This is a genomic window from Bacillus silvicola (assembly GCF_050524305.1).
Taxonomy (GTDB): Bacteria; Bacillota; Bacilli; order Bacillales; family Bacillaceae_G; genus Bacillus_A; species Bacillus_A cereus_AT.
This window is the reverse complement of sequence record NZ_JBNGVC010000010.1, coordinates 16,152-31,673: the sequence shown is the minus strand read 5'-3', so window position 1 is coordinate 31,673 and position 15,522 is coordinate 16,152. Positions and strand designations below refer to the sequence as shown.

The following is a 15,522-nucleotide window of genomic DNA, read 5'->3' as shown; positions in this document are numbered from 1 at the left end:
TCTTAAAGATCTAGTGTTTTTTATTCTATAATATTCTATTTTTATCTTTACTACCAAAAAAGGAACTCCTTTTTCTCACCTTCAATATATCTCTTAGCTGTTATAAAGAGTCTCATCATGAATTTATCAATAGTTAGATAATCTGGTACAAAATCTTTTAATGTAATTACTTTGTGACTAACAACTCTATTACCATCTTTTATCCCAAAGGTTTTCACTTCTAAGTATTCTATTTTACCTAACAGTAAATCTATCCCTTGATATATTGGCACTTCAACCAACTCTTTAACTTCTTTATTATCAGGCTTATATTGTGTAAGTTGTCTATTACTATCATATAAAAAGAGATGTTGAAATTCATTACTAATGTAGTCTGCAGAAATAGTTTTCGATGTTTGTCTAATACCAATTTCAATTAGTTCCTCGAAGTCTACATCTATTCCAATCTCTTCTTTTAATTCTCTAATTCCGTCTTGGATACGTTCACCAGCTTTATAATGCCCACCGACACTAATATCTAAATAATCTTCTCTTTCAAAGGAATACTGATTTGGCACTTTACTTTGTAGAATCATAGTTTTTTCATCTGAGTTAATTACAATACATGTAAAAACTCTATGCCATAATCCTTCTAGATGGGCAAGTCGCTTATTAGAAATCCCAATATATTCGTATTTATCATTAAATATGTCAACATTATGATCCGCCATATTTCCACCCATTCCTCATTTTCTACAAACCATAACATTCTTTTTGGTTTTTGTGAATAATTAAAAATATAAACATTGATGCTTCTCGCTTTTTATATTGAATAAGGAGTTATTTAACTTTATCGAGAGGGCTTGCGAGTTGAATTATTATACATTTTAAAGTGCCTACTAAATCGATTTTAATTGATTCCGTATCATGTTTTTCTTTCAGAATAAAAAAACAGAGAGCTATTCATTTAGCTCTCTGTTTTAAAATGCTCCGATAATTTCTATTTAAATCTCTTTCTTCAATAACTTACCCTGCTTAAAATAAACTCCAAGCGTAGTACGATTTGCTAAAAATACACCAATCAAGATTAAACCAGCACCAATTCCCATTGTAGGATTTAATGGTTCTCCTAATACAAAATAACCTACAATAACAGCGATTAACGGAGATACATATAACCACGTTGATGGAAATACAGGATTTGTTTTTGATAAAAGCCAGTAATATAAACCGTGTCCACCGATAGATCCTACAAATATAAGATATAAAATTGGCCATTGTACATTCCAAGATGTTAAGATTGTTAGATTAGGATGTTCCATTACGATAGATACAATTAACAACAAAACTCCTCCATAAAACATTTGAATGCCGTTAATGAGAAATGGTGATACGTTAGGTAAATCTGAAAGTATCTCTTTAGAACGAATAGAACCTATTCCATAAAACAACTCTCCTACTAATATAACAAGACAAGCGATACTCCATATTAATGTAAGTTCTTGATGCATTCCAGGTAAAGAAATGCAAAAAACACCAAGGAGTGCTATCACTAAAGCGACAAGTTGTTCTTTTTGCAATTTTGTTTTATTTCTCTTTGATTGCAATAGCAAGATCATCATTGGACCCGTAGCAGATAGAACTGCAGCTAATCCAGAAGAAATATATTGTTCAGCCCAGTAAAGGGTCGCGAATGTCATAAATGTTAAACAAAAACCAGCATATATAATACGTTTCGATATTAAGTAAGGCATAATATCCTTTCGCTTTAATTTAAAAATAATAATGAGAATAAGGCCCGCCAAAAAGAAACGAATTCCAGCTGAAAATAATGGTGGTGCGCCCGCTTCTATTCCAATTTTTATCGTTAAAAATGTCGTTCCAAAAATAATACATACTAAAATATAATTTAAAATGACCATTTTGCTTCCTCCTTTTTACTCTTGAAACGAGTATAGAGGATATGGTGTATAACAGTGTATCAACGCATATAACAGTGGAATAAAAATATAGTTGATTGCCAGAATGTTTTTCGCTTTAATTAAATTAAAAAGAAAAACAGGTGATTCTATGAAGATAGTACTGCGTAAAGAATCCAACATACCATATTACCAACAAATATATATGCAAATCGTTGAGAGAATTCAAAGCGGGATGCTTTCACATGGCGATTACCTCCCTTCCTTACGTTCTATGGCCGATGATTTACAAATTAGTTTATTAACTGTTCGTAAAGCGTATAAGCAGTTAGAAACGAAAGAATATATACGCATTGAGCAAGGAAAAGGTACCTATATACATAAACGTGTAAATAAAGATTTCAAACCAATTCCGTATCAATGGCAAAAAACGAAATCCATTAATGTTATGCGTTCTCAATATGTAATGAACCAACACCGTAAATATTTCGATTTTTCACAGGCGGTCCTTTATCCACGTTTACTACCAAATCCGTTTCTTTCAGATGAAATGCACAAATTACTTAATAAGGATCAAATGATACTGGCAACATACGGACCTGTTCAAGGTGATAAAGAACTTAGAGTGGAAATAACAAACTACTTAAAAGAACACCAAAAAGTAGTTACAGATCCATCTCAATTATTAATTACAAGCGGTGCCCAGCAAGGAATTGATTTAATCGCCCAAACGTTATTAAAGCCTGGAGACATAGTGTTAGTAGAAAGTCCATGTTATGGAGCGGCGCTTGATGTATTTATTAATAAAGGAGTTCAAATTATCCCTGTTAGTCTTGATAACAACGGCATTCGCTCAGACTTAATCGATGATATTTGTCAAAGAAAGAATCCTGTTTTGTTATATGTGAATCCTACTTTTCAGAATCCAACGGGCACAGTAATGAGCAAAGGAAGAAGAATGGAGCTTGTAGAACTAGCAGAGCTTTATCAATTTTTCATTTTAGAGGATGATTCTTTCGGAGAGATATATTTTGAGGATTTTAAAATTCCCCCTCCAATAAAAAGCTTTGATACAAATGGTCACGTTATATATTTAAAAGGATTTAGTAAAACATTAGCACCAGGTCTGCGCATCGCGGCGCTTGCAGCTGAGGGTCCTATTTTTGAATGGTTATATGCCGTGAAAGCTTCGATGGATATAGGTAGCCCCTTATTGACACAAAAAGCACTACTTCCTTTTTTACGAGCGGAACGAATGAAAAATCATTTAGAAAAATTACGTACTGCTTTACAAATTAGACGCGATTTAACAATTGATATATTATCTCCATTAAAAGAATTAGAATTTATAGTACCTAATGGAGGATTTAACTTATGGGTTACACTCCCTCAGTCAATCGATCCTTTTACATTATTACAAAAAGCGAATGAAGTAGATGTTTCTTTTTTACCCGGCACAGCTTGTCTGTTAAACCATGAAACTCAATATAATCATTTGCGAATTAGTTATTCAATGTTAAATGAAAAAGATATGTTGATTGGATTAGAAAGATTATATGATACAATTACCAAGTTTAAATCAATGATTTAAACTCCAAAACAACAACTAACCTCTTATTTACCCAATAAAAAACCAACACTTTTAAATTTTATTAAAAATCAAGATATTAGCTGGACCTATTATTAATAGTGAATTCTTATATAATGTCATACATTATATGTATAGAAATTAAAAGGATAGAAGAGCTTGAATAAATTCGCTCTATCTATCCTCTTTTTAACCACAAATGACTTATCATAGCGGACTTCGCTGTCAACAGAACCCGTATTGCTCTATTGCTATGCTCAAACTTCTTTTTATTACTACTTGTTCAATAAGAGGTGTTTTCTTCCTGTATAAAATTTATTTTATACAGAATTCATTATACTTATTAAAACAACAACATGATATAGACAAAACCAAAGAATAAACATAATGGACTATAGAACCAAGTGTCGTATTTAGCAAATTGAGAATGTTTAATTTTCTTGAAAAATCCAACAAACTTAAAATCACCAATTGCCCTAATAATAAAAACTAAAGCACAGACAATACTTCCGATTTTAGATAAACTATTTGCCTGGAACCCCTGCAAATAATCTGCTTGAACAACAATAATGACACTAGCTAGTAGAATAAGAATGGCTATGAATAATGTTCCCCATATTCTCGGAGTAAAAGCAGGCTTATGTTCTCCCTCTTTTACTGGGATAACAGCGGCAGAACCCCATCGACCTCCAAAAGCCCAATAAATATGCAAAAAACTAATAAAACACAGAAGCACTACAGCTACTAATGTTAATAGTAATTTCATTTATTTGCCCCCAATGTCGTAACTTCAAAAATAACATACACTACCGTATGTTACAGTAAAAATTTTGTCCCTTCAGGTTTTATAACCATATTAGGGACATTAATTATCGAATAATCAATTATGCCTTAGCATAATTGCGTTCGGAGGCTTTACTTCTTTCAGTCGATGTTTGTACACCCGCTGAAAGAAGTTAAAAGCTCAACCATTTTATCAATATCAAAATTAGGATTTGCTTCAAACCTTGTCATCCAACCTACATACGTTAAATAGGCAAGTCTCGCTCGAGCAATTGATTCAGTTTCGTCTATGCCCATTTTTTGATACAATTTTGCAACACAAGAAATTCTTTGTTCTTCTATATCTACTAAACGTGTTGCCACAACAGGATCATATTTAGCCCAAGCATAAATACCATTCTCAATTTTTTTATCTCGATTAAAACTAATCTGTAATAGCTGTTCTAAAGAGGAATCCTGTTGCTCCATACTTTGAACAATCAGCTTTGTTGCATGAACTTCCCAAAAGTCAAGCATAGAATCTAAAAGTTCTTGATGGTCACGAAAATAGTGATAGAAGCTTCCTTTGCTTATTTTTAGCAATCGAGCAAGTGCTTCAATGCGAACTTTATGTATTCCTTCATTAGCTAATTGTTGTAATCCTACTTTTATCCAGTCTTCCCTCGTTAATTGCATATCATCTCTCCAATAAAATACGGTAGCGTATGTTTTACGTTAGGTTACTACTATTCTCATTTTTTGTCAATTATTCATTCTATATATTTTTTGAATTTTAATGTTGTTAATCATAATATTGATCGTTATCACCCTAGGTAAAATACAAGCACATACTTTTCGAGTTCTTGATCGTCATGATTTGAATGGAAACTTGTTAGAGCCTCTCCCAGCTGATTTTGGTTTAAAAGATACCGTGCTAGTAGCAGGTGAACAAACCGTTCGAATCATAATGAAGTTTGAACCCTATTCTGGAGATTATGTATGGCATTGTCATCGCTTAGAGCATGAAGACCATGATATGATGAGACCGTTAAAAATAATACCTTCCAATCTTAATAGACACAAATTAAATTAATAGATACAGTAGATAGCACGAAAATCCCTTCAGAATTACTGAAGGGACTTTTACATATTTGCGAAAAATACCTTTATGTACAGAAAGCGTTTTTCAGTCTACAACTATTTTTTAAGATTGTATTGCTCTAATAGCTTTTCTAACATTTCCAAAGTAATCGGTTGAGCCGTGGTAGTTAGTTTGTATCCAATACGTCCGTTCGTTTCTACAGTTGCTTGTTGTAAATTCTTGATTTCATGTATACCTTTTTCTCTCAGATGCATAAATAATTGTTGTTCTGACATTTTTGCGCGTAATAAATTCTTTTTTAAAATCTCCCCGTTTTCTATAACAATAATGCTAGTTCCATTTAGAAACTTTTCTATTTTTCGTGATTTCAATTCAAAAAAATGAATGATAAGTAAAACACTCGCAAAAATAAACGCAGTAAAAATAGATGGGACTACTTTCCTACTTAATATAGGTTCTACAATAATACGGCCTATAGAAACAACAATAATAATTTCAGCTCTCGTCATTTGGCTAACAGATTTACTACCTGTCAATTTTAAAAAAATAATTCCAGTGATGATTAAAATAAAGCTTTCAAAAAGTATATTCATTACGGTCCAATCCTTTAATTGTGAATGTTACTAGTATTCCCATAAAAAGATTTTTATGATGTTTCACATACTCATCAAATCTTTAAACCCTTCAGACCATGAAGGATATAAAGGTATCCATCCATACTCTTTACGTGCTTTATTATTTGAAGCACCCCTCTCCCAGCTATTCTTCCACGCTTGAATCTTAGGATTAGGTGCCCCAATTGCAGTTGCATATATCGGTAACCACTCTTTACTAGTAGCTGGGTAATCATCAACTACATTTACTATACCTGAGGGCCAATTAAGAGCTAACACTGCTGCCTTAGCTGCATCCTCGACATGTATAAACGAGCTTATCCCATCGGTCGCAACAATTTCGTTATTTCGAACTTGATTCGCAATCACTCCGTTTTCCGTATACCACGTTCCTGGACCATATAACGTACCGTACCGAAGTATAACTACTTCGGTTAATTCAGAGACTATTTCTTCTAATTTAACAATACCATTTATCGTAACTTGACGAGGCATAGAAGCTGAAAAATCTAGAGGATCTGTTTCTGATGCAAGCGTATCTCCTGGTTCATATGCCCACAAAATACTTTGAGCAATTATTTTCTTTACACCTACATTTTTAGCTGCGTCAACGAGATTACGAGTACCTTCGATTCTAATTTATGCATTATCCTCAAAATCCCATGTAGACAATGATGTTAATTGATGAATTACTACATCGAGATTTGTTTCTTCTAATACAGAAAATACAGCATGACGATTAAATACATCGGCTATTACTGGTATTGCACCAACTTTCTTTATTGCTTCTACTTGCGATTCATTACGAATCATTGCTCACACCGTATGCCCCTCTTTTATTAACATTGGCAATAAAGAACGTCCTATTACACCCGTTGCACCTGCTACAAAAATTTTCATATGTGTTCCTCCTCATTTTGAATATCATAATTAAGACGAAACATATGTAAGGTATGTGACAAATATTTGGTTAGTTTTTTCATTATTCATATGAAATGTATACTTTTAAAGGATTAATTATCCCTTGCCCCAATTCCTCAAAACATTGTACGAGTGCGGTATAATTTATGTCATGTTGAAAAATTTCTTCTATAAACGGTGTTTGTTCTATTTTTCTAAAAAACCAATCTGCATGTTTTTGATAATCATATCCGTCACTTGACCCAATGATCTGCAATTCTTTCCGATAAAAGTCGGCGATTAATGTTAGTTCAACTTTATTACCATCAGAAAGTATACATATTACACCATTATTATTAAGGGCTTTTTGCAATGTACGAAATCCGCTATTTGTAGCTGAACATTCAAAACCGTAACTATATGTTTCTATTATTTGCTCTTCTGAATCATATATGTTTTTTGCACCAAATTTCTGTGCCAATTCTCTTCTATTTCTATTAGGTTCAACAACATCCACATGATCAACACCTACATAATATTTTAAGAAATAACATGTGAGTAAACCCATAACCCCCATGCCAGTTATTAGTACTTTTTTATCCCGCATTAACGGGCAGTAAGACCCCTACCTCAAAATCCAGCGAAATCAAAGAAGTTAAGTGGGGGATCCACTGCCCGTAAAAGCCCGATTGGTTCAACTAATAATCAGTGGGAATAAAGAACCCCCCACTGATTAAAGTTTCACTTTATCCCGTCGTAGGTTTAATTTTAATACTCCTTTAGCAGCATCACATGACAGAATGGATAATAAGGCAACTTTAGGCTTTATATAACTAGGTACTCGAATTACTTTATGTCCCTTAACTATTCCTATCGTTTGATGCCCATAAAAAGAAACTACTTTATCGCCTACGTTTAAATTTGTTACTTTATTACCAACTTGAATAACTTCACCATAACTTTCATATCCAGTTTCTCTCGGATATACAGGATTAACATCTGAAATGTCCGATTCTTTATACTGCGGTAACTCTGCCCCAATACTTATTGCTCCTGCAATTGTTTTAATGATAATTTCATCATCCTGTATAGACTTAATTTCACAAGTTTGCCAATTTAATTGTTTAGGTCCTTCTAAAACTAACTTATATTGTTCCATTACTACCCTCTCACTTTACAAAAATATATTCTCACTAAACTTCAAACAATGTATAATAGATTCATCCAAAATTAAAGCTATAACGTTGACTAGCAATCAACAGTGATCACATGATAATTGAATTTGATGGATATGAAATTAATGAGTATGTTATTGGAAGTAACTGTTCTATTGCTGATTTAAAGAAAAAGTATAAAAACGTAAAACGCGATGATTTATCTTATAACGAAATTGTTGCCTTGTTTTGCGTTAGAAATAACTATCAACTCATTTCAAAAGTTTATTTAAAAGATATTTTAAGTGATATTGTAATTGATTTAGACACAGACTATATTTATATTCCTAGAAGGTAAAAGTAACTACTTTATAATAGAGAGTTTCAATGTAAATTATGATTTAGACAAAAATTTAATAATAGAAGTGAATGCCCAAGTATAAATCGTAAATAGAGTAATAATATACATCGTAAATTCAAAAAGAGTAAGCTTTCTCTCACGTTTTATATTCTTTAAATATCTATAAAAGAAAAATGAGCATAAAAGCATTAGTAATAAAGACATTTGATATAAATTTTCTACTACAAGAACTGCCATATACTTCCCCCCATATAATATATATAAACTATACTTAAAGGATACCATCGAACAGGAATTATTTACCATCTTTTTTTGTAGAAAATCTATAATACTTATTCTTAAATAAAAAAGAGCACTCCTACAAATGAGTGCTCTTAAAAAATATTAATTTTGATTTAAAACATTCTCTTCGAAGTATTTCCCCCAATCGGGTCTTCTTCCATCCATATCTGTAAATCCATACTCCCTTCCTAATTCCCATGAACTTAGCGCCCGTCCATTTTTTTCATGAACAGTTGGATCGCTTGCTAAAGACGCAATTGCTCTGCCAACAAAGAAAGGAGTTTCTGATGCTATAAAATGAGGATCTTGTTTTACTCCGTCTCGCCAATTTTCCTCTGTTACACCAAATATATCTAACATCGCTTCTGAACGAAGGAATCCTGGACTAACTGCAATTGCTGTAATATTGTGTTGTTCTAAATCTTTCGCCATTGCTTCTGCTAAATGAATTGTTGAGATTTTTGCTAAACTATAGTATAAATTTCCTCTGTATTGATAGTCGACACCATCTGTAATTTCAATAACAAGCCCCTTCTTATTTTTCACCATTAATGGTACGCCGTAATGACTTGTCATTATATGAGAATGAACCGCTCTTTGTTGCATTAATAATCCGTTATGTAGATTGTGTTCCCAGAAAGGTTTCTCCCATTCCGTTAAAGGATCACCACCCCAAACATCGTTTACTAAAATATCAAGCTGACCGTTTTGTTCATCTTCAATTTTTGCAAATAATGCTTTAATATCTTCTTCTACCGTATGGTCAACACGAACTGCGATTCCTCTTCCACCTTGCTTTGTAACAAGCTCTGCGGTTTCATCAATCGTTTCTGTTCGTCCCATCGAGGATAAATTCCCTTTTGTACTTCTTCCTGTTACATATACAGTTGCTCCGGCTTCTCCAAGCATCATCGCAATACCTCTTCCAGCACCTCTTGTTGCTCCGGCCACAACCGCAACTTTACCCTGTAATGGTTTCATATCATTCTCCTTCATTTTTATCACTAAGTTTAATTATTTTTGGTATATGCTCACTATCATATTTTTTCGTATAGATTTCTCCATCAGGAGTAACAAATTGTAACGTAATTTTACCACACACGCCATTGATAATTTCAAATTCACCTTGTAGATTTGAAATAGCACGCTCTTTACTTTTAATGGAATCTTCATAAATTTTCACATTAGATATAGGTTCATTGTTATGATCCACTATAACACCTCTCGAATACATAGCAACTGCTATACATTTGTCACTTTCTTTATTATTTACAATAATTACAAGTGCTGCAATAACTATAGTAATACATACAAACAAGGCTATTATTTTTCGTTTCATAACAAACCTCCTTATACGTATTATTCTTTTTTAAATTGAAAATCTAGACGTCCCAATTGTGTTACTTCCTCAATTACTTTGCGAATACCTTCTTCAATCTTATCTTCCTTTACATTCGATACGTTTAACTTCAACAACCTTTCTTTATGAAAATCATTTAAATAATTTCTATCAATAGAATCAATACTTATTTGATTTTCACTTAATTTTTTTATAAGTATTTCCGTCACTATGTTTTTTTGCATTTCTAAACAAGTGTGTATTCCCAATGTATTTTGCTTATTATATGTAAACAAAGATGGGTTTTCATTTTGCATTTTTTCTAATATTTCTGCTAGTTTTATTGATCTATTGTAGTATGAATATTTAATTTTACTTTTATGGCGTTCAAACATTCCGCTCTTTATATAAATTTCTAAAGCAGCTTGAGAAATCATCGGACTATCAATATCTAATATCTTTTTATATTTATGGAAATCATTTGCGATGGATGGTGGAATGACTGCAACTCCAACTCGTAAACCTGGAAAAATAATCTTTGAGTAACTTTTCAAATATATAACATGGTTACAATTATCTTGACTGTAAAAAGGATCTACTTTTGAATCAGTCTCTAAATCTGCTAAATAATCATCTTCCACTATAAATACATTATATTTCTTCGCAAGTTTAATAATCTTTTCTCTCTCTTTTTTAGAATACGACGTTCCAAGTGGATGATGAAACCTTGGTATTGTATAAAAGAATTTAATTTTTTCTGTTCGGAATATCTTCTCTAGTTCATTTAAATCTATCCCTTCATGTGTACGCTTTATTCCGATTACAGGGATCTTATTTGTTTCTACATATTCTATATATAAATGGTAACTCGGTTGTTCAATTAGAATTGTGCCATGTCCATTCGGAAATGGTATAGAAGTTAATATAGCAAGTGCTTGTTGCACACCTGACGTTATAAATATATTATCTTCCTTCGTGAAAACTTGATAGTTTGCTAATTGTTTTTGAACAACCGAAATTAAGGATGGTAATCCTTTCGGTGTTCCGTATATAAACAAATCATTCTTATATGTATCAATCGCTTTATTAATACAATGCTGAAAATCCAAGTATGGAAAAACATCGGGATCTGGTGCTGAAGAAGCGAAATCAATAATCTCGTTACTTTCTACGTAACTTCCAGATTTTTTAACAACGTAGTATCCACTTTGAGGTACAGAATAAATAATATGGCGTTTTTCTAATTCGTGAAGCGCCCGTATAATTGTCGCCTTATTACATTCGTATTGTGTAACAAGCGCACGTATAGACGGTAATTTCTTCCCTTCTTTTATCTCACCATTTTGAATCATACTTTCTAGATCGTTCAAAACATGTAAATACTTATACATCATTACACCTCCTATATTTTTTGTACCGGTACAGTTTATGTTTGTTCACATTGTAGCACTAGATTAGAAGGATTACTATGTACGTATACTGGCCAGTAAGAAATTAACTACTATGAGGTGAAATTATGAAAAATACAACAAAAGCATATATATCAGCATTACTCTATTCATTTATTATTGGATTTTCATTTATGTTTGTGAAACTAGCACTAACCATTACGAGTCCTCTTGATACTCTGGCTCACCGTTTTACAGTTGCCTTCATAGCAGCAACCATTCCGGTTATTTTCGGTTTTGTAAAGTTAAATATTTCATTTAAAAACATACTTACTCTTTTACCACTCGCAATATTTTATCCAGCACTATTCTTTGCTTTCCAAGCATTTGGATTAGTATATACAAGTTCTTCTGAAGCTGGAATTATACAAGCAGCTATTCCTATATTTACAATGATACTCGCTTCCTATTTTTTAAAAGAGTATACGAATACATGGCAAAAAACATCTGTATTTATTTCTGTCGTCGGTGTCATATATATATTTATCATGAATGGTATAGGAGCTCATGAAACGAACTTCATCGGCGTTATTCTCATTTTATTATCGGCATTATCATCTGCTTGCTACAATGTATTAGCTCGAAAAATGACAAAGAAATTCAAGCTAATGGATTTAACATACACAATGACAGCAATCGGTTTTATTAGTTTTAATGTCATCGCGATCATTGACCATATGAACAAAGGTACAATAACTGTATACTTTAAGCCATTTACAAATGGAATATTCCTTATCTCCATTTTATATTTAGGATTACTATCTTCCTTACTGACAGCATTGTTATTAAACTATTCATTATCTTATATTGAAGCAGCAAAAATAAGTGTTTTTAGCAACTTATCTACACTTATTACCATTATCGCAGGCGTTGTATTCTTACACGAGCAAATTGCCTACTATCATATTGTCGGTACACTTATGATTGTTCTTGGAGTAATAGGTACAAATTTTCTAGGCAAAAAAGGAATCATAGCGAAAAAGAAGAATACCTCCTTGAGTAAATAAAAAGTGAGGGGTAAATAATGCAGAACTCTAATACGATCGATATCCGTAATATACATGAGCTAGAAAACGAATTGTCTACTTTATTAAGTAAGCCTATTTCTTCAGATGAAGATTTAGAAAATTGGCTAAAAATACAGTCGAAATTAATATGGAAAATCGAAGAACAATTAAGATTACACTATATTGCTTTTCAATGTAATACAGATAACAAAGAAATAAAAGATACGTTTGAATTTGATCAACAATATGTAAGGCCTCTTTTGAAACGTTATCAAAATTCATTTGATAATAAATATTTAGAATCACCATTTCGAATGCTACTTGATCCAAAAACTTATAGCATACTAGATAAAAAAATAAAAAATGCACAAACATTATTTTGTGAAAAGAACATTGATTTAGAAGTGAAAGAAGACAAATTAGTAACCGAATATTTCGAAATTACGGGCAGTTTGACTGCGTCATGGAATGGCGAAGAAAAAACAATTACTGAACTACAATCTTACTTACAAGATCCGAATCGTGATATACGAAAAAAAGCAAAAACACTTATCTCTGAACAGTACTTATCTGTTGAGAAGAAACTACAAACCATTTTAAATGAATTAATCACAATCCGTCACCAAAAAGCAAAAAACATTCAATTAAATAATTATCGTGATTATATGTTTAAAAAATATGAACGTTTTGATTATACGGCTGATGATTGCTATGAGCTTGCTGAATCTGTTCGTAAATACGTTGTACCACTTATTGATAATATATTTAATGAGAAAAAAGCTGAACTTCAAGTAGATACACTTCGTCCGTGGGATTTAAAAGCAGCCGCACCAAATCAAAAAGTATTAAAACCTATTGAAAACGAAAGTGATTTAATCAAAAAAAGTTCTCATATTTTACACAAACTAGACCATGAATTTTATGCATTATTGAGCCGAATGCATAAAAATGATTGCTTAGACTTAGAAAGTCGTAAAGGAAAAGCAGCTGGTGGTTTTTGCGAACACTTACCTGCTTCTCAATTATCTTTTATTTTTATGAATCTCAATCATACACATTATGATGTTACTACTTTCCTCCATGAAATGGGCCATAGTATTCATAATGAATGTATGAAGCAGCTAGAGCTACAAAAACATTTAGAAATCCCTTCAGAATCAGCTGAGCTAGCCAGCATGACAATGGAATTGTTTTCGATGGAGTATTGGGATACATTTTATGAGAATACAGAAGAAGTTATAAAAGCAAAATTAGATTTCTTTAAAGATATTGTTAAGTATTTACCACAAATGCTTATCGTTGATCAATTCCAACATTGGATGTATGAAAATCCAAATCATACTGCTAAAGAAAGAAATGAAAAATATTTAGAATTACATAACTCTTACCAATCGAATGTGGTAAATATTGAAGGCTATGAAAATTGGATAGCAACTGGCTGGTTACCTGTACTACACATTTTCGAAATACCATTCTATTATATCGAATATGCAATCGCGCAACTTGGTGCATTGCAAATGTATAAACAATATAAAGAGAATCCTAAACAAGCACTACAAAACTATAAAAAAGCATTATCTCTAGGTAGCTCTAAACCCTTAACAGAAGTATATGCAGCAGCTGGAATTCGCTTTGATTTTTCTAGTGAAACAATAAAAGAATTAATGGCATTTGTAGAAGAAGAATTGGAATTACTTGAACAAATATAAGTAAAAAAGATGCACCTATACTTTTAGGTGCATCTTTTTTACTGTATTCTCTTCTAATTAGTTTCAATTTCATCTCGCTTTATTAATAAGTTCTATATATTGTAGGTCCCCATATCCTATTGTTGGAAAGAGATTAAACAACCTTTTTAATAACTCTTGTGTTGGTAAACCTTTATTTTTGGAAATATACTTTACTACTACATTATTTTCTTTTAGCATTTCTAAATATAAATCTATCGCCTGATACATTACAGGTAGTACCTCATGAGATGGCTTTTTATGATTTACTAGCACTTCATTGTAAACAGAAAAATAGTTTCCTAATTCAAGTTCAATTTGACTTACTTTAAATTCATCCTCTCTGAAGCTATTTAAGTATACTTTGCCCTTATAACCAGACTGTTCAAGGTAAGAAAGTACTGTAAGTAGATTCATTTGGCAAAACATATCTTCACCGAACCATAAAACAATACATTTATACTCTTTCTTAAAAAGATCCTCTAAAGGATGAATAACCTTTTTCGTATAATTTTCTACAGTACCTCGGTGTCCTTCTGCCCTTGTTTTAATAAACTCATCATCAAAAATCTGTGCAGTAGTCGTATTTACACACATAGCTTCATTAAATGGAGCGTAATCAGACTCCCCCATTAGTTTTTCACTTTTAAATTCTTCATACATAAATTGACCATTTAATATGTTTAGTACATCTTTATCAAACAGCTCACTCTTCGCATTTCGTAACTGATCAACTTCAATTTTTCTAGAAAAATTCATTCTATCCCACTCCTTGCCATTATTGATTGAGAGTTTAATAAATGATTGAACGTGCTTTTTGTTAAGTTGGAATTCTCTTGGGGTTATACCAAAAACAGTTTTAAAAGCTCTACTATAAGCCTCTTGCGAAGAGTAATCGTAATTAAATGCAATATCAATTATCTTCCGTAGATAAATACAATCTTCTGAGAAGAATATAGCGTCTAATACTTATTCCTGTTACTTGGTGAAATTTAAAAGAACAATAATAAGGAGTATACCCCATATAATTAGATAATTCATCTAATGAAAATTCACTTTTCAAATTCCCCTCAATCCAATCGATCATAAGTTGTATATGTTTATTCAATAACTTCACTCCCCAATAAGATTATATGAGGTATCCTTTTCCTTCTTTTGATATTTCTTGTGATTTATAACATTACACTTCCACAAAAAAACTTAACTACTATATGTAACTTTTATTTTCATATTTTTTCAGCTATCTTATTTTGTCATACACTTACTTAACTTTCCAATGAAGTGAAATTTTAATCAGGGTGGAGTTTATTCTTCCCCACCGATTATTATTCCGTACTAAT

Annotated in this window: 13 protein-coding genes and 5 pseudogenes; 5 read left to right on the top strand and 13 right to left on the bottom strand. The window is 31.9% G+C overall.

The features are described 5' to 3' along the window. Nucleotides 1–50 precede the first annotated feature (50 nt). Nucleotides 51–710: an NUDIX hydrolase gene (locus ACP6L7_RS11520; protein ID WP_097829238.1), complete on the bottom strand. Its 660-nt coding sequence runs from the start codon at nt 708–710 to the stop codon at nt 51–53. A gap of 273 nt (nt 711–983) precedes the next feature. Next, entirely contained in the window at nt 984–1,901 is a 918-nt protein-coding gene (locus ACP6L7_RS11515; RefSeq protein WP_097829237.1) for a DMT family transporter, read from the bottom strand. Between the two features lie 148 nt (nt 1,902–2,049). Here ACP6L7_RS11515 and pdxR point away from each other — a divergent pair, with 148 nt between their 5' ends. After that, nucleotides 2,050–3,489 (top strand): MocR-like pyridoxine biosynthesis transcription factor PdxR, encoded by a 1,440-nt coding sequence (gene pdxR, locus ACP6L7_RS11510; RefSeq protein WP_097829490.1) that lies wholly within the window; start codon nt 2,050–2,052, stop codon nt 3,487–3,489. Nucleotides 3,490–3,829: 340 nt separating this feature from the next. Here pdxR and ACP6L7_RS11505 read toward each other — a convergent pair whose 3' ends face one another. After that, nucleotides 3,830–4,252, bottom strand: coding sequence for a DUF3995 domain-containing protein (locus tag ACP6L7_RS11505; protein WP_097829236.1), 423 nt, complete (start codon nt 4,250–4,252; stop codon nt 3,830–3,832). A 158-nt stretch (nt 4,253–4,410) separates the two neighbouring features. Continuing rightward, a complete protein-coding gene (locus ACP6L7_RS11500) occupies nt 4,411–4,944 on the bottom strand; it encodes a TetR/AcrR family transcriptional regulator (protein WP_097829235.1) in 534 nt (177 codons plus the stop codon). A 154-nt stretch (nt 4,945–5,098) separates the two neighbouring features. Between ACP6L7_RS11500 and ACP6L7_RS11495 the strand changes: the two are divergent. Continuing rightward, a pseudogene (locus tag ACP6L7_RS11495) lies at nt 5,099–5,341 on the top strand (multicopper oxidase domain-containing protein); the annotation flags it as partial. 104 nt (nt 5,342–5,445) lie between these two features. Here ACP6L7_RS11495 and ACP6L7_RS11490 read toward each other — a convergent pair. From ACP6L7_RS11490 to ACP6L7_RS11475, 4 genes and pseudogenes are all read right to left on the bottom strand, one after another. Further along, a complete protein-coding gene (locus ACP6L7_RS11490) occupies nt 5,446–5,943 on the bottom strand; it encodes a DUF421 domain-containing protein (protein ID WP_097829234.1) in 498 nt (165 codons plus the stop codon). 63 nt (nt 5,944–6,006) lie between these two features. Then, nucleotides 6,007–6,864: pseudogene (locus ACP6L7_RS11485) on the bottom strand (NAD-dependent epimerase/dehydratase family protein). 82 nt (nt 6,865–6,946) lie between these two features. Continuing rightward, nucleotides 6,947–7,462: pseudogene (locus ACP6L7_RS11480) on the bottom strand (zinc-binding dehydrogenase); the annotation flags it as partial. A gap of 150 nt (nt 7,463–7,612) precedes the next feature. Continuing rightward, nucleotides 7,613–8,023, bottom strand: a pseudogene (locus ACP6L7_RS11475) (alcohol dehydrogenase catalytic domain-containing protein); the annotation flags it as partial. Nucleotides 8,024–8,133: 110 nt separating this feature from the next. On the opposite strand from ACP6L7_RS11475, the gene ACP6L7_RS11470 reads away from it, so the two are divergent. Next, nucleotides 8,134–8,376 (top strand): hypothetical protein, encoded by a 243-nt coding sequence (locus ACP6L7_RS11470; protein WP_097829233.1) that lies wholly within the window; start codon nt 8,134–8,136, stop codon nt 8,374–8,376. Nucleotides 8,377–8,412: 36 nt separating this feature from the next. Here ACP6L7_RS11470 and ACP6L7_RS11465 read toward each other — a convergent pair whose 3' ends face one another. The 4 genes from ACP6L7_RS11465 to ACP6L7_RS11450 all read right to left on the bottom strand — a co-directional run bounded on the left by ACP6L7_RS11465 (nt 8,413) and on the right by ACP6L7_RS11450 (nt 11,391). Further along, nucleotides 8,413–8,616 (bottom strand): hypothetical protein, encoded by a 204-nt coding sequence (locus ACP6L7_RS11465; protein ID WP_071772571.1) that lies wholly within the window; start codon nt 8,614–8,616, stop codon nt 8,413–8,415. Nucleotides 8,617–8,763: 147 nt separating this feature from the next. After that, nucleotides 8,764–9,642, bottom strand: a complete 879-nt coding sequence (locus ACP6L7_RS11460) for an SDR family oxidoreductase (protein WP_097829232.1) — start codon at nt 9,640–9,642, stop codon at nt 8,764–8,766. A 1-nt stretch (nt 9,643) separates the two neighbouring features. After that, nucleotides 9,644–10,000, bottom strand: a complete 357-nt coding sequence (locus ACP6L7_RS11455) for a serine/threonine protein kinase (RefSeq protein WP_097829231.1) — start codon at nt 9,998–10,000, stop codon at nt 9,644–9,646. Nucleotides 10,001–10,020: 20 nt separating this feature from the next. Next, nucleotides 10,021–11,391 (bottom strand): aminotransferase-like domain-containing protein, encoded by a 1,371-nt coding sequence (locus ACP6L7_RS11450; RefSeq protein WP_097829230.1) that lies wholly within the window; start codon nt 11,389–11,391, stop codon nt 10,021–10,023. Between the two features lie 125 nt (nt 11,392–11,516). Here ACP6L7_RS11450 and ACP6L7_RS11445 point away from each other — a divergent pair, with 125 nt between their 5' ends. Beyond that, nucleotides 11,517–12,455: a DMT family transporter gene (locus ACP6L7_RS11445; RefSeq protein ID WP_097829229.1), complete on the top strand. Its 939-nt coding sequence runs from the start codon at nt 11,517–11,519 to the stop codon at nt 12,453–12,455. Nucleotides 12,456–12,472: 17 nt separating this feature from the next. After that, nucleotides 12,473–14,164, top strand: a complete 1,692-nt coding sequence (locus tag ACP6L7_RS11440) for a M3 family oligoendopeptidase (RefSeq protein WP_430529234.1) — start codon at nt 12,473–12,475, stop codon at nt 14,162–14,164. Nucleotides 14,165–14,233: 69 nt separating this feature from the next. Here ACP6L7_RS11440 and ACP6L7_RS11435 read toward each other — a convergent pair. Continuing rightward, nucleotides 14,234–15,290 (bottom strand): annotated as a pseudogene (locus tag ACP6L7_RS11435) (helix-turn-helix transcriptional regulator). Nucleotides 15,291–15,522: the final 232 nt, after the last annotated feature.

What these genes read in the sequence shown, in the direction of transcription:
- ACP6L7_RS11520 (WP_097829238.1), bottom strand. Translation starts at nt 710, where the DNA reads ATGGCGGATCATAATGTTGACATATTTAATGATAAATACGAATATATT.
- ACP6L7_RS11515 (WP_097829237.1), bottom strand. Translation starts at nt 1,901, where the DNA reads ATGGTCATTTTAAATTATATTTTAGTATGTATTATTTTTGGAACGACA.
- pdxR (WP_097829490.1), top strand. Translation starts at nt 2,050, where the DNA reads ATGAAGATAGTACTGCGTAAAGAATCCAACATACCATATTACCAACAA.
- ACP6L7_RS11505 (WP_097829236.1), bottom strand. Translation starts at nt 4,252, where the DNA reads ATGAAATTACTATTAACATTAGTAGCTGTAGTGCTTCTGTGTTTTATT.
- ACP6L7_RS11500 (WP_097829235.1), bottom strand. Translation starts at nt 4,944, where the DNA reads ATGCAATTAACGAGGGAAGACTGGATAAAAGTAGGATTACAACAATTA.
- ACP6L7_RS11490 (WP_097829234.1), bottom strand. Translation starts at nt 5,943, where the DNA reads ATGAATATACTTTTTGAAAGCTTTATTTTAATCATCACTGGAATTATT.
- ACP6L7_RS11470 (WP_097829233.1), top strand. Translation starts at nt 8,134, where the DNA reads ATGATAATTGAATTTGATGGATATGAAATTAATGAGTATGTTATTGGA.
- ACP6L7_RS11465 (WP_071772571.1), bottom strand. Translation starts at nt 8,616, where the DNA reads ATGGCAGTTCTTGTAGTAGAAAATTTATATCAAATGTCTTTATTACTA.
- ACP6L7_RS11460 (WP_097829232.1), bottom strand. Translation starts at nt 9,642, where the DNA reads ATGAAACCATTACAGGGTAAAGTTGCGGTTGTGGCCGGAGCAACAAGA.
- ACP6L7_RS11455 (WP_097829231.1), bottom strand. Translation starts at nt 10,000, where the DNA reads ATGAAACGAAAAATAATAGCCTTGTTTGTATGTATTACTATAGTTATT.
- ACP6L7_RS11450 (WP_097829230.1), bottom strand. Translation starts at nt 11,391, where the DNA reads ATGTATAAGTATTTACATGTTTTGAACGATCTAGAAAGTATGATTCAA.
- ACP6L7_RS11445 (WP_097829229.1), top strand. Translation starts at nt 11,517, where the DNA reads ATGAAAAATACAACAAAAGCATATATATCAGCATTACTCTATTCATTT.
- ACP6L7_RS11440 (WP_430529234.1), top strand. Translation starts at nt 12,473, where the DNA reads ATGCAGAACTCTAATACGATCGATATCCGTAATATACATGAGCTAGAA.